A 13,983-nucleotide genomic window follows, 5' to 3' on the forward strand; every position below is an offset into this window, starting at 1 on the left:
TCCTATCAACCGCGCACCCCGCTCCGGCGGGCGTCCGAGTGATCGGGGCATTAGCTCAGTTGGTAGAGCACCTGCATGGCATGCAGGGGGTCAGCGGTTCGAATCCGCTATGCTCCACCACTCCTCGCGATTTTTGCGCACTGAGGGAGGTGGTTTTTATCCTCGATGAATGGAGGGAATTTGTCCCTCCGGGAGCTTCCACTTCGAGACCCGGATTGGTCGGTGTGCCGGTGGTTGAAACTCAGTAGCTCAGCTTCCTCTTTCCGAGCAGGTACAGGGTAACCTCGGCGGAGCTGCGGGTGTTGAGGTCGCCGCTGGCGAGACACGCTTCGAGCGTTTCGCGGAACTCGAGTGCTGTCGGTCCGAACTCCTGAATCCTTTGCAGTGCCTGGAGGCGCAGTTGCATGTTGTCGCTCTTGGCGAATCGGATCAGTTCATCCCGGTAGGGCTTTCCATTCCCGGTGAGAAAGCAGGCCGCGGACACTTCGATCCGGGCGGGCGGGTACTCGGGCAGCGGTGTTTCATCGGTCAGGAGTTCCGGATGCAGGCGGTGGCCGACCGCTGCCCAGTAGGTGACGACCGGATCGTCGTCGGTCAGGAGTTCGGCAAGACGCGGTGAAGGTTCCGGGCGACTTGCCAGGTCCGCCGTTTCGAGGATCGCCCGGCGCCTTTCCTCGGACATCGCTTGTCCGTACTCGTAAGGCGTGGCCTTCTTCGAGATTCGCGCCAATTCGAACTCAGGAAGCAGAAGAACGTCTCCGCTCCCGATCAGGTGGTCGAACAGTGACTTCCGGAGTTCCTCGAGCCGGTCCGTATGGGCGGGCTCGGCTGTGAGATTGCGGAGTTCCCACGGGTCATCTTCGAGATCGTAGAGGACCTCGCAGGCGCCGGGGGCGAACGGGTCCGGTGCTTCATCCGAGAGAACGTCCGGTTTCCGAAGTTCGCGGGTGATGCTGGCGACGTCGAAGTACTTCATCGGCGCGACTTCGGGGGTGGGTAGGAATCGCCGCGTGTAGAGGTATCGACCGTCGGTCACGCTTCTCGAGCAGCCCTCGGTTTCGTCGATCCGGTTGCGGGTACCGAAAATCAGCGGGCGGGGTGCTTGCCGGTGTTCTCCGAGAATCGCCCGGCCGGTCATCCATGGCTTTGCCGTTTCACCGGCAAGACTGAGCATGGTCGGCGCCAGGTCGTCGAAGCAGATCAGTTCGTCGGTGGTGCTGCCGGGCTCGCCCCAGGGACTCAGGTGCTTCCACTTCTCGGGAAAGACGATGATGAAGGGGACGCGGTAGCCGAGTCCGATCGGGTTCGCCTTTCCTCTGGGCATGGCCTCACCATGGTCGGCGTAGCAGAAGATGATGGTGTCGTCCGTGAGTCCGTCCTGTTCGAGTCGGGCAAGCATGTTGCCGATCTGATGGTCGGCGAGCGTGATGCTGTTGTAGACGCGGGCGAATTCGCGTCGCACCACGGGTTTGTCGGGGAGGAAGGGCGGCAGTCCGATCGATGAGTCCGGGAGGCGCTTTTCGGTCGGAAGTTTCTCCAGAACGTTGGTCTTGTACCAATCGTAGGACTCCGTCATCGTCCGCGATTGGTGGGAGGCGTTGTAGTTGACCACCGTGAAGAACGGGGACCCCTCCGGGCGTTTCCGCCAGCCGGCCTGTCCGGAGGACTCGTTCCAGGACTCGCGGATCAGGCGCGGTTCGTCAGAGGTCGAGTAGTCGGTCTTCGAATTGTTGTAGGTCGCGTAGCCCTTTGAACGGAGGAAGCTCGGAAAGCCTTTGATGAAGTCCGGCAGGGGATAGGCGCTGCGGTGATGGCCCGTCCCCAGAAGATTGTTCTGGGTGCCGGTGATGATCGTGGTCCGCGCCGATGAGCAGACGGGCGAGTTGGCGAAGGCGCGGGTGAAACGGATCCCTCGTTCGGCAAGCCGATCGATGTTCGGAGTTCTTGCCGACTCGTTGCCATAGCAGCCGATGAAATGCGGCGAAGTGTCCTCAAGCACGAGCCAGAGGACGTTCGGCTGCGACTCGGCGAAGGTCGGAACGACGGTGAATAGGAGGAAGAGCAGTATTCTCATGGCGGATTGAAACGGTCGAACGGGCCTAGGGAGACTCCGTTTCGGTGGCTACGGGTCTGCTCAGGTCGGCAGGCGAGTTGGACATCGTCACGGTGCGGAAGTTCGGGATCCGGTGGAAGGTGATGAAGTTCGAGTCGTGATAGTTCGCTCCGCCCCACGACGTCCGGCAGACCGCGATGATGTCGGCACCGTCGAAGTGCCAGTCGAGATACTGGAAGCCAACTTTCGGGCCTGCCTTGGTGACCACGGTCCTGGGTGCGAAGCTGAGCGGACGGTAGTGTTCTTCCCATGTCCTGAGGTCCGGGGATGAAACGAGGGACACCACGTTGCGCTGGTGGTGGGGGCTCCTTTCCCAACTCGAACCGGAATCGTGTCGCGTGACCTTGTTGGCGAGGGTCCAGTATCGTCCGCCCTCGGGATCCTTCCGGATGGTGAATTTGGATTCGCCGCCGATGAAGGGCAGGAAGCCGGTGTCCGGGTCGAAGGTGAGGCGGTGCTTGTTCGAGTCGATCCGCATCATGGCCGCCACTTCGAAGCGGCGGATGTCCTTATTCGCGAGAGGCAGATCGAAGCCGGCGCCTTCAGCCTGATGGGACTCGAAACGCAGCACGTTGACGAGTTCTCCGTCGGGAGTGACGACCACGTTGCCCTCGAGCCACTCCTCGTTTCGGGTGTTCAGCCACCGACGGTCGACGGTCAGGCGGTTCGTCGTTTTCCAACTCCCGGAACGCAGCAGGTCGGCGTCCTCCGATGCCGACATGACAAAGGCGCTGAAACGACGTCGCGGGCGTTCGGCGGAGAACTCCTCGAAAGCTCTCCAGATCCTCCCTCCGTGCACTATGATCGGGACTGGCCCGCAGTGGTAGTCACCCTCGGCAAGCAATCCGGACTCTCCGTCAACCGGTTCGGTCCACGACTTTCCGCGGTCGGTCGAACGGCGGATCGCGATGGCTCCTCCCGGCGTGGTCACTCCGATCGCGTAGAGCGCCTTCCGGTGAGAGAACAGCGTCGACCACTTCTGCCCCTTGAACGAACCGCGCGGCTCCCAGCTCAGCCCCTTGTCGCCGGAAGCGCGGATGTAGGTCGTGCCGCGACTGTCGTAGGAAACGAGCAGTTCTCCGTCATCGAGAATCTCCAGACTGGGGGAGAACAGGTAGATCTTCTCCGGCTCGGGGCTTGCCGCCACCACGATGCCGGGCGGTGGCCCGGTGGGTGCCGGGGGCTTCGGGTCCGCCTGAGCAGTAAGCGTCGCGGCGAGGGCGACAACGATCAGCCTTCCGGGAAACGCGACTCGGAAGCCGGATTTTCCGGTTTTCCGAGGGAGGGCAAACAATCGCATCGGACAGGGCAATCAGTAGGCAACGGCGGGCTCAGGGCCCGTCTTTCGCATCGGTCGCCAGAGCTTCGTCGACCTTGCGGTCAAAGTCGCGCTCGGTGGAGTCGCCATGCCAAAGCATCGAGCCGTCCGGCAGAAAGACCGCCGCGTGGGGCATCGAACCGATCGATGCGGGAAGGAAGCCGTTTTTTCGGATGATGACCCCCTCGGCTCGCTCGTCCTTGACGGCGTTGGCGATGTCTTCATCGGAGACCTGCCGCTGACGATGGATCGCGATGATCACCGCGTCGGACTTGTCGCGGTCCAGCTTCTTGCGAAGACGGCCGAGTTCCTTGAGCCGCTGCAGGCAGGCCGGGGTGAGGACTCCGAACTCCTCGACAATGACAACCTTTCCGGTGAGCTCGGCCGGCTTGATCTCGGAAGCCGGCACGCCTTTGACCGGTTCGCCCCAAGTGACTTGGGTGACCTTGTATGCGCTCACGTCCTCTTTTTCCGCGAGCAGGGACAACGGCAGCATTGCGATGAGAAGAGCGAGCGTTTTCATGGGTAAAGGGTCTCCAGCAGGTAGAACTCCCGAGAGCGGTTGGCAGGTGTCTGGAAAACGAGTGGTGTGTCGGCGGGAAGAGGTCCGGCCAGCCAGACCTGATCCCAGCTACCCTCGGTCAGGTCCGGTGAAGCCCAAACCCGATAGCGCCTGCCTTCCAGTCCATCGAAGGGTAGCCGGAAATCACCTCCTTGGATCGCGGGTGAAGGCGTGAACATTGAGGTCGCGTCGTTCGGGTTCGTCCCCTCGATCTTCTCGTCCAGATCGGATCGTCCGTCGCCGTCGGAATCGTTGTCGTCGCGAACGAGCGGCACGGGCGGGAGTTCCTCCAGCGTGGACGTGTTGCGCGGGTAGTTCGCATCGAGATTGTCGAGGTCGTCGACCATGAACCACGAAAGGATCGCATGGAGGTCGGTCTCTGTGCCGATCAGGTTGGTCGACTCGCCGGGGTCGGTGGCAAGGTTGTAGAGCTCCCAGCTTCCGGTCGCATACAGATACACGAGCTTCCAATCGCCCCGGCGGATGGCCGAGTAGGGAGAGCCTCCCTGCGGCGACCAGTGGGGGTAGTGAAAGGTGAGGGGCCGGGAGCGCTCGAATGGCGCGCCCGTCAGAAGTGGCGCGACGCTGTCGCCGGTCATCACATGTTCGGCCGGTGCCGGAAGCTCGGCGAGATCAAGCAGGGTGGGGAGCATGTCGTGTGTGACAATCGGTTCCTCGACCACCGCCGGTGTGATGGTTCCCGGCCACCAGAACACCCATGGTTCGCGGATGCCGCCTTCGTAGTTGCCGCCTTTGCCGTCGCGAAGCGGTCGGTTAGAGGTGTAGGTGGTCAACCCGCCGTTGTCGGCGGTGAAGACGATGAGGGTGTTGTCAGCGATCGAATCGTCCGTGCCCGGGTTGCCGTCGGGATCCTCCAACGTGGCAAGGATCGCGCCGAGCGAGAGGTCGGTGTGTTCGACCATCGCGGCGTAAGTCGGGTTCGTCTGTCCCTGCCAGTCCGTACCCGGGTTGTTGTCGAGCTTGTCCTGATACTTCTGGACCGTCGCGGCCGGCGCCTGGATCGGCGTGTGAACGGCATAGTGCGAGAGATACATCGCGAAGGCGGTGCCATCGGCGGCCGCGTCGCGGATCTGCGCGACGGCCTGTTCGGTGAGCACGTCGGTGAGGTAGCTGCCGTCGGGGGCGACGGACGATCCGAGGTTGGGTAAGGCGCTGAACCCATTCGCTGAGGCGAAGTAGCGCTCGGGTGCCGGGGGCGTGCCGTATTGGTTGCCACCGATGTTGATCTCGAAGCCGAAGTTCAACGGATTCGCGGCCGGGTCCGAGCCGGATCCGAGGTGCCATTTCCCGACATGGATCGTGCGGTAGCCGCAGTCGTGGAAGATGCTCGCGAAGTTCGGCGTGGTGGGCGGGAGTTCCTTGACCCACTCGGCTTCGCGGACGGGTTTTCCTGTATCCCCGGCGCCGGTGATCCAGTCGGTCAGCCTGTTGAAAGCGGGTGCCTGGCCGGTCATCAGCGCGCCGCGGGTCGGCGAGCACACGGGAGTCGAGGCGTAGCCGTTCGGGAAGTACCGGCCCTCGGCGGCGAGACGGTTCATGTGGGGCGTTTCGTGGAAGACGGAACCGGTCGGCGCTCCGTTCTGTTGCCAGTCGGCCCAGCCGAAGTCATCGAGGAAAAAGACGATGACGTTGGGGAAGGGCGTGTCACCGACGGAAAGGGTGATCGTTTCCGAGTCGCTGCGACCGGTGTCGTCGGCCGCGGTCAGCGTGTAGGTAGTCTTGGCGGTAGGAGTGACCGCATAGCTGGTGAGTCCGGTGACATCGATGGCGCCGGGATTCAGGGTCAGGACGGTTGAGTCCTCGACGCTCCAGGACAGGGTCACGGTCGAGCCCGCCGGGACACGATTCTGCGGCGAGGCGGCAAACTCGAGGATCGTGGGGAGCGGAGGGGGCTCGGCGAGATTCGCGATCTCCGCGTCGGTCAGGGCCGAGTCGTAGATCCGGAAGTCATCGATCCAGCCATCGAATCCGAGAGCGGAGCTTGGTGTGGTGCTGGAGCCGATCGCGAGCGGCGAGGGAGCGGTATCGAGGGTGACGCCGGTCGCGCCGCCGGCTTCGGGCGGGAGCGGCACGCCGTCGAGGAAGACATCGACATCTGCGAACGTGGTGGCGCCATCATTGACCCGGAGCACCACATGGTGCCAACCGCCGTCGCTGCCGGTGAAGTCGTAACCGTTGCCGTAGGTGATGTTACCTCCCCAATGGCGGAGACGGAGGCCGCCCGCCTCGAGTCCTAGGTCAATGGCCCTTCCGCTACTATTGGTGCCGTAGCCGAAGAGTTTGTCCTGGCCGGCATCGGCAGCCTGGCGGAAGCGAAGGGCGATGGTCCGGGGGGCGTTTCCGGAGGGGGTGATGCCCGACGCGACCCGCACCACGCCGTCCGGATCATCGCCGGCGGTGAAGCGGAAGCTTTCTCCCGGCAGGCCGGGCTCGCCCGCGACGGGAGCCGTCGCGGAAGCGACGATCGATGCATCGTTGCCGTTCCCCGAGTAGTCGAGGAGGCTGGCTCCGGAGATGCCGCTGCTTTCGAAGCCGTAGTGAACGAGCGGGGCCGGCAGCGCCGCGCCGGACGCGAGGTAGTCGAAGTGGGTGAAGGTCGCTTGGGCGTTAGCGGCGTTCGGCGGTTCGGGGATGGAGACGACGAGCGTGGACCCAAGGGTGGCGTCGGGGTTGTCGAAGGTGACGTTGCGGATGGTTCCGCCGTCCCATGGCGCGGTGACGGATAGGGAGTTGGTCGCGCCGTCCCACGAGGCGCTTCCGACGGATCCGCCGATGGCTGCCACCTGGGCCTGCGGATCGGCAAGGAAGCCGCTGATGCGGATGGTGCAATTGGTCCAGCGCACTCCGAATCCGCTGAGGCGGCTGGTCAGGTCGATCCCAATGGTCAGCGTCTCTCCATCATCGAAGGCGTTGACGTTGGTCCCGTTGCTGTCGCCGATCCAGTTGCCCCCGGGTCCTGTCGAGAAGCTGTTGGTGGTCGTGAAAGTGAGAAGGCGGTCGTTGCTGGTGAAGGTGGACTCGCCGACATTGGTCGGGAAAACGGTGGCGGGAAGGGTGAGCCGCGAGCCGATCTGCTGGGTGAAGGTTGTCACCAGGGACTCGGTGAGAAGTTCGTGACCGTCGGGGTTCGGCAGCCCCGCCGCAGTGAGTAGCGAGGACGAGGCGCCGGCAGCGGCGGCTTTGAGCCAGAGACGCGAACCGTCGGCGACCGGAATGCCCTCGCTCGCCGCGATGGTGCGGACGAGGTCGATCCTTTGACGCAAGTCGGTCGATCCGTCCGTGAGATCATCGGTGGGTGTGCCGTGCGGGGTCAGCGCGATGACCGGCACGGCGGCCGCCTGGGCATCGTCGATCATCCCACGCCACGCGGTTTCCATGGCGGCGAGGGAGATGCCGACGTCGGTGAGCGCGTAGTCGAGAACGATGAGGTCGGGGTCCTGCGAAAGCACGTCTGCGGCGAAGCGGGCGGCGCCGAGGTCGCTGGTCTCTCCATTGGCCGCCGTCACGATCGAGTTCAGGACCGCGTGGGGATACCGGTCCTTGAGGGCGACCCGGAAGAGATGTGGGTAAGACCCGAATGTATCGACCGCCGGTGGGTTCTGGTAGCCGGCCGGGACCTGGTTGCCATGGAAAACGATGTTGATCGTCCGGTTCGTCGGCCATTCCTTGCGAAGTTCGGCGTCGAGGTCGCCGAAGGTGATGGCCGAGGCCGGAAGGGCGAAGGTGATCAGTCCGAGAGCTGTGGATCGGAATCGCATGTGCGGTTGAGATAGGGTCAGAACGGTGACACTGGCAAGAAAGCGCCCCGCGCGGCCACCGAGACTGCTGCGGGGCGCTCAGCTACCACTTTCCATGAATGTTCAGCGTCGGCGCCGGAGCAGGCCGAGAAGTCCGAAAACACCGAGAAGTGTCATCCCGGGCTCCGGAACCGCATCGTAACTGATGCTGCGGATGGCGAACTGGGCGCCCGCTTGGGTGGTGTCGGTGACGCGCAAGTCGAGGGTTTGGCCCCGGCTGGCGTCGGGATCGAAGTTGATGGCCACGTCGGTGCCGCTGAAAAGTCCGCCCGGAATGTTCAGTCGGACCGTTCCCGCATTGTATACCGCGAACAGATTCACGTTCGTGATGGAGAAGGTCACTCCGGGATCCGATGTGAACCCGGAGATGATGACGCCGTCGTCAGGCCCGGGACCGTCCGCCCTTGAGAAGTCGTAGGTGATCTGACTCAGTCCGACCGTCGGGGCGAAGGCGAAAACCAAGCGCTCCTCGTTGCCGTTGTTCGGATTGGTGTCCGGGTCGTTGAACGCGTTGAAGTTCGTGCCGGGCTCGTCCATGCCCAGTCGGGGCTCGGCTCCGCTCGGAGCGTTGAAGGTCCCGGGCGTGCCACCGACGAACGGTGTCAGTGTCACGTTCCCGTCGCTGAACGAGGTCGTGTTGGTGTCGGAACTGATCGTCGCAGGGGACAGTGTCGTGACGGCCCCCGATGCGGGGGGCGCCCAACCGACGGCCAATGCGGCTGCCGCCAGAGCGGAGATCTTCCACGGTGTGGTGCTCATGTGCGAGGTGTATGGAAACGCGTTGTCCAAGATCCCTTTCGTGCTCCTTCAGGGTTCGCTGACCCGGTAGAATGCCTTGGTTGCGGGTGCCGATGGATCCGTGACCTGGCTCGTGCCGACCCCGACCGAGAATGACGAGCCGATCTGAATCCAGTCGTTGTTCAGGGTCTCGCTCCGCTCGAGGATGAAGGTTCCCGCCGTGTCCGTCGTGAAGTCGGCGGTGAAGACCGTTCCCGAGATCTGCGGATTGCTCAGGGTCAGGGTTGGATCACCGGACGCCGCTGCTTCGACGACCTGGATGCCGTAGATTCCCATCGAGTTCTGGAGGGCTCCCGGTGTGACCGTGACGTCGAAGGTTCCGCCGCTTTGACCGGAGAAGACCGCATAGTTGGCGGCTGGATTTCCGGACCCGGTGTCGGTCGTCTGGAGGAAGGTCCCGGGCGATCCGTCCACCACCTGGGTGGTGAAGGAATAGGTGGTCCCCGCAGCGCTGCTGCTGATGGTGCCGGTCCTGCCGTTGGTTTCCGATCCGAAGTAGACGTAGACGTCGTAGTTCGCGTAGGGGATGCCGGTCAGGGTGATCGATGCATCGGTCGCCTCCTGGGAGCGGCCATAGATGAAGGAGTTGTAAAGGCGGCCGTAGGGGGTGGCGTTGTCCGGGAAAGACGAGTAGGCGCCGAACCCTGCGGTGAAGGTCACGCCGACACCGCTCCCGGCATCACCGATGACATTGCCGGCCGAGTCGACGATCTCACCCGCATTCGGAGTGGCGATTTTGGCGATCGTGCCGCTCGCGTCGGTCGTGTTGTTGGCGAGGTCGATGGTCCGGTTCCAGTTCTTCTGCTCGACGCCCGGAGCACCGGCATAGACCAGCGGTCCGAACTCCACCGTGGGGCCGCCACCGACACCAGCGATCGCATTGAATCCGATCGCGAAGCCGGTGGGATTCGGTCCACCCGGATCTTCAGGATCTGCCAGGTTGGTGCCGCCGGCTCCAACTTCGTATTCGTCGCTCCAGCCGTCCTGGTCGGTGTCGAAGTTGGCCACGAGGGGGTCGGTGCCGGTGTCGTTGGCGTCCACGAAGATACCGGTATTGGTTTCGACGCCATCGAGCAGGCCGTCGCCATCAAAGTCCGGAAGCCTCGGGTCGGTGCCGGTGTCCGAGGTGGAAACAAAGATGCCGGTGTCAGTCTCGACGTCATCGGTATAGCCATCGCCGTCGGTATCCGGATCGGTCGGGTTGGTGCCGTCGTCATGCTCGTCGATGTTGAGGATGCCGTCGCCGTCGAAGTCGCCGTTGGCGCCCTCCTTCACGGGGTCGGTCGTCCCGTCGTCATTCGGGTCGAGTCCGACCGAGATCTCGTAGTTGTCGCCCATTCCGTCGCCGTCGGTGTCGAGGTCCTCGATGATCTGGAACGCGGCGATGCCGCCATTGTCCGTCACTTGGTTGAGGTCGAAGCTCTGATCGGTGCCAGACAGGCCGCGGAAGATCACATGGGTCGAGACCGGGTAGTTCTCGAAGGTGCCGTTCGAAGCATTGGTCTGGTCGGCGCCTCGGAACCATACCGGGTCGCTTCCCGCGGGCAGGATGGCCGGTGTGCGGAATCCGTATTCAAGGCCCGAGTTGATCTCCGCGATCCTTGCGGCGACGTTCTGGCTGAAGCCCATGACGTAGAACACGATATCGTAGCGTGCATACGGGATGTCGGCGATATCGATCAGTGCTGTTGGTGAGGCGGCAGTGGCAAACAGATAGCCGGAGTACAATCCGCTGATCGACTGATCGGGGTTGTTCAAACGGCTGAAGGTGCCGGCCGAACCGATGATGAAGTTTGCGGCGGTGGCACTGCCGCTACTGTCGACGAGAGTCCCTCCCGAGGGGGTCACGATGTCGGACTCGCTCGTCGATGTCTGGGCTTGGGGGAGTGCACCGGTCGCGTTCCAGTTTTTCTGAACGAAGCCCGGTGCTCCGGCGAGCGCCAGCGGTCCGAGGTTGATCCCGGCTGCGTTTCCTGCAGCGGATGCGAAGGTTACGCCGATCGAGTTCCGGCCGGAGTCGACCAGAGGAGCGTCGTTCGGATCGTTGGCTGCGGTGCCGGCGGTGTTAACTTCATAACCATCCGAGAACCCGTCTCCGTCGGTGTCGGCGACGAGTGGATCCGCATTGTTTGCGGCTTCGTCGCCATCGAGCAGGCCGTCGCCGTCCGTGTCGGGATTGTTTGGGTCGGTGCCAGCGGCGAATTCGCCCGCGTTGTCCAAGCCGTCCGGTGTCGGTTGATCGACGTCGTCTGTTGCGCCGTAGGTCTGGAAGTCGCCGAAGTTGTCGACCTCCCACTGGTTGTCGATGCCGTCGCCGTCGTCGATCGCCGTAACGGCGATGGTTGCGGTATCGCTGCCGACCGCGTTCGTCACGGTGACCCGATAGTCGCCGTCGGCGGCGGGACCGGCGACAAACGTGTAGCTCTCCGTCGTCGCCACCTGAACGAAACCGCCGCCGTCATCGAATTCCCAAACATAGCTGGGCCCCGGAGCGGTGCCGGGCTCGAGGGAAGCCGTGAGTGTGGTGGAGACTCCGACGCCGGGCGACAGGGTCGGTGGCAGTGGTGGATCGAGCACCGGCGCTTTGGTTGGGACGGCGTCTTCGTAGGAAATCGAGGTGATTGGGAACTGGGCGCCGGCCTGGGTCGTGTCAGCCACCGTCATCAGTAGCGTCGCGCCAGCACTCGCGCCGGGATTGGAAAGGGTCAGGACGCCATCCGTCCCAACAAAGGCAGCCCCGGTGAGCTGGATGTTGACGGTCCCGTTGCTGTAGCTGGCCGAGGCGCCGGGGCCGGCAATCGACACTCCCGGGTCGGAGGTGAACCCCGAGATGTTGATGCCGTCATCGGGACTCGGTCCGTCGGCGCGTGCAAAGTCCCATGACAGACCGGTGAGGCCTGCATTGGCGGCGAACTCGAACCGCATCTCTTCGCCATTGCCGTTGGTGGCATCGGTGTCGGGGTCGTTGAAAGCGTTCACGTTGGTGCCGAAATCGTCGATGCCAAGACGGACAGCGTTGGCATTGAACGTGGCGGGCACTCCGCCTTGGAGCGGTGTCAGGGTGACATTCGCATCGGAGTAGGACGTCGTGTTGGAGTCCAACTGGTTCACGGCATCGGGCAGAAGCGTGACGTTTCCCGCGGTGGCCGTTCCGGTAACGATAACGGTGGCCGCGAGCAAGCTGTGGGGGATCGTGTTGGGTTTTTGGTTCATGTTCGGATCGAGCGATCGTTGTTGGGCAGAATGGCGTGCGGATTCTCCGCGGGAATGGCCTGTTCTCACACCGGCATTGCCTGAATTGCCACAAGTGCGGTCTCCTGACGGAATCAGTAGGAGATGGCGAAGTGCTTGAACTTCAGATCGTCGGGCAGGAGGGCCTCAACGTGTCCGTCGGCAAAGAGGAAGTGCCCCTTTCCGCGGTTACGGAATGCCGGCAGCCCCTTGCCTCCGCAATCGGTCATCTCGGCGATGTTTGAGGGGAGGCTGACGGAACGCCCTGCCCGGTTCCTCGGGGATGTCGGCGGGCTCCCGGTATTGCCGGTGGTGGTTCGGAGGCCCCACCAAACGACCATGGAGAAGCCGTAGGGTGCGGCGGACGAACGAGGTAGGGCGTCGCCGAGCAGGATCTGCTCGGACGGGCGTTGGAGCTTCGGAGGAGTCACCCGGTAGGCACGCTCTCCGGCGTATCCCTGGGCCGGGAAAATGATAGGATTGACCCCGTAGTTGCTGATCGCGGTCTGCTTCAGGCCCGGATCGATGTCCTTGGCTTCGAAGGGAGAAAGGAGAAGTGCGTTTTGGTAGGAGTCGGGGCTCATCTCCCGCACGACCAGATCGGCCCATGATTCGCCCTGAGAGAAGCTCCAGCCCGGCGGGTAGGCGCCTTCGTCATCCGCGATGCCGGTTACGATCGGCGCAAGATTGCGAAGGTTGTTCATGTTGGTGGCGATCTTGGCGCTCTCGGTTGCGCGGCTGAGGCCCATGAAGGCGAGGGTCGCGAGCACGGCGACAATGACGATGGTCACCATCAGCTCCACGAGGGTGAATCCGGTTCGGGACTTCGGAGGCGCGACGTGTGGGCGGGGATTTTTCATCCTCTCAGCAAGTGCCCGAGCGTCAGTTGCCGCAATTCCCTGAATTAACGGATCGATTGCCTGATTGCGGACGGGGCGTCGGCGACCGGTCCGCGACGGAACTCGCCCGGTGTGACGCCGAACTCCCGCTTGAAAATCCGGAGGAAGTGGGAGGCGGTGGTGAAGCCGCATGCGTTCGCGACTTTCTCCAAACTCATCTCGGTCTCACGCAGGAGAATCGAGGCCCGGTTGAGCCGGGCGCGGACAATCTCCGACTTCACCGTGCGACCGAGTGCTTTTCGGAAACGTTTGTCGACCGAAGATCGCGAGCTGCCGACATGATCGATCACCTGTGAGGTGTCGAGCGATTCGTGAGCGTGGTCGCGGATGAAGCGGAGGGCTTTGACGAGGATCTCGTCGTCCGAGGCGATGGTGTCGGTCGATGCGCGCTCCGTGATCTGCACCGGCGGAACGAGCAGTTGGTGGTAAGGCAAGGTGCGCCCCTGCATCAGTTGGTGCAGCCAATGGGCGGCGGTGTAGCCGAGAACCCGGGTGTCGGGTCGCACGCTGGTGAGTCGCGGCGATGACAATTCGCAGATCAATTGGTCATCATCGACCCCCATGACCGCGAGGTCCTCGGGGATCCCGCGTCCTACCGCGGCGGCGACCTTGATGAGTTGCTGGGCGCGGACATCGTTGCAGGCGAGGATCGCCGTGCGCGGGGGAAGCGAGCGGATCCATTTCGCGAGCTCCGGTGAGCCGGTCGGGTGCAGCGACTCGCGTCGCGCGACGTCCGTTACTTTCCATGAGACCGGAGGTTCGTAAACGTGGACCTCCGCGCCATAGCGATTGACCGCTTTCTGGAATGCGGCACTCCGGTCGTCGGAAAACCACAGGCCGGGGAAGCCGCAAAAGGCGAAACTGGTGAAGGCCGAATTGACGAAGAACCGGGCAGCGATGTCGGCCACCGCGGAGGCGTCGGTGTCGAGGAACGGGATGTCGGGGTGGCGGATTTGTCCGTAGAGATCGACGACCGGACAGGATGCTTTAGCAAAAAGGTCAGCCAACTCGGGGTCGGACAATCGGCACAGGATTCCGTCGCCGTTCCATGTTTCCAGCCATTCCGGAATGCCACCCCTTAGGTCCCGTTCCTGGATCAGGAAGTTCCACTCGCCATGGGAGCGGGAGTAGTCCGCGATGCCCAGACAGAGATCCCGGCCGTAGGCACGGGATGTCTCGATGAAGAGGGCAACGGTGGGTTTGTCGGCGGAGTCTGCCATCGGCGTAGACAGCTTGGTGGAAAT

8 protein-coding genes and 1 tRNA gene are annotated in these 13,983 nt (G+C 63.3%); 1 reads left to right on the forward strand and 8 read right to left on the reverse strand.

The features are described 5' to 3' along the window. Window positions 1–44 precede the first annotated feature (44 nt). A tRNA-Ala gene (locus tag HAHE_RS18050) sits at window positions 45–120 on the forward strand. A 121-nt stretch (window positions 121–241) separates the two neighbouring features. On the opposite strand, the gene HAHE_RS18055 is transcribed toward HAHE_RS18050, so the two are convergent. The 8 genes from HAHE_RS18055 to HAHE_RS18090 all read right to left on the reverse strand — a co-directional run bounded on the left by HAHE_RS18055 (window position 242) and on the right by HAHE_RS18090 (window position 13,959). Continuing rightward, window positions 242–2,074, reverse strand: a complete 1,833-nt coding sequence (locus HAHE_RS18055) for a sulfatase (RefSeq protein WP_338686402.1) — start codon at window positions 2,072–2,074, stop codon at window positions 242–244. Between the two features lie 25 nt (window positions 2,075–2,099). Further along, a complete protein-coding gene (locus HAHE_RS18060; protein WP_338686404.1) occupies window positions 2,100–3,413 on the reverse strand; it encodes a hypothetical protein in 1,314 nt (437 codons plus the stop codon). 31 nt (window positions 3,414–3,444) lie between these two features. Then, window positions 3,445–3,954 (reverse strand): hypothetical protein, encoded by a 510-nt coding sequence (locus HAHE_RS18065; protein ID WP_338686406.1) that lies wholly within the window; start codon window positions 3,952–3,954, stop codon window positions 3,445–3,447. After that, window positions 3,951–7,772, reverse strand: a complete 3,822-nt coding sequence (locus HAHE_RS18070; RefSeq protein WP_338686408.1) for a sulfatase-like hydrolase/transferase — start codon at window positions 7,770–7,772, stop codon at window positions 3,951–3,953. Before HAHE_RS18070 ends, HAHE_RS18065 begins: the two co-directional genes overlap by 4 nt. A 102-nt stretch (window positions 7,773–7,874) precedes the next feature. Then, on the reverse strand, window positions 7,875–8,570 hold the full coding sequence (locus HAHE_RS18075; RefSeq protein ID WP_338686409.1) for a hypothetical protein: 696 nt from the start codon (window positions 8,568–8,570) through the stop codon (window positions 7,875–7,877). A gap of 48 nt (window positions 8,571–8,618) precedes the next feature. Further along, the gene (locus HAHE_RS18080) at window positions 8,619–11,822 is read right to left on the reverse strand and encodes a hypothetical protein (RefSeq protein ID WP_338686410.1); all 3,204 of its coding nucleotides are present in this window, start codon (window positions 11,820–11,822) and stop codon (window positions 8,619–8,621) included. Between the two features lie 113 nt (window positions 11,823–11,935). Next, window positions 11,936–12,700 (reverse strand): type II secretion system protein, encoded by a 765-nt coding sequence (locus tag HAHE_RS18085; RefSeq protein WP_338686412.1) that lies wholly within the window; start codon window positions 12,698–12,700, stop codon window positions 11,936–11,938. Window positions 12,701–12,744: 44 nt separating this feature from the next. Continuing rightward, window positions 12,745–13,959, reverse strand: a complete 1,215-nt coding sequence (locus HAHE_RS18090) for a DNA-binding transcriptional regulator (protein ID WP_338686414.1) — start codon at window positions 13,957–13,959, stop codon at window positions 12,745–12,747. Window positions 13,960–13,983 lie beyond the last annotated feature (24 nt).

The sequence above is a fragment of the Haloferula helveola genome (genome assembly GCF_037076345.1).
GTDB classification, from domain to species: domain Bacteria; phylum Verrucomicrobiota; class Verrucomicrobiia; order Verrucomicrobiales; family Akkermansiaceae; genus Haloferula; species Haloferula helveola.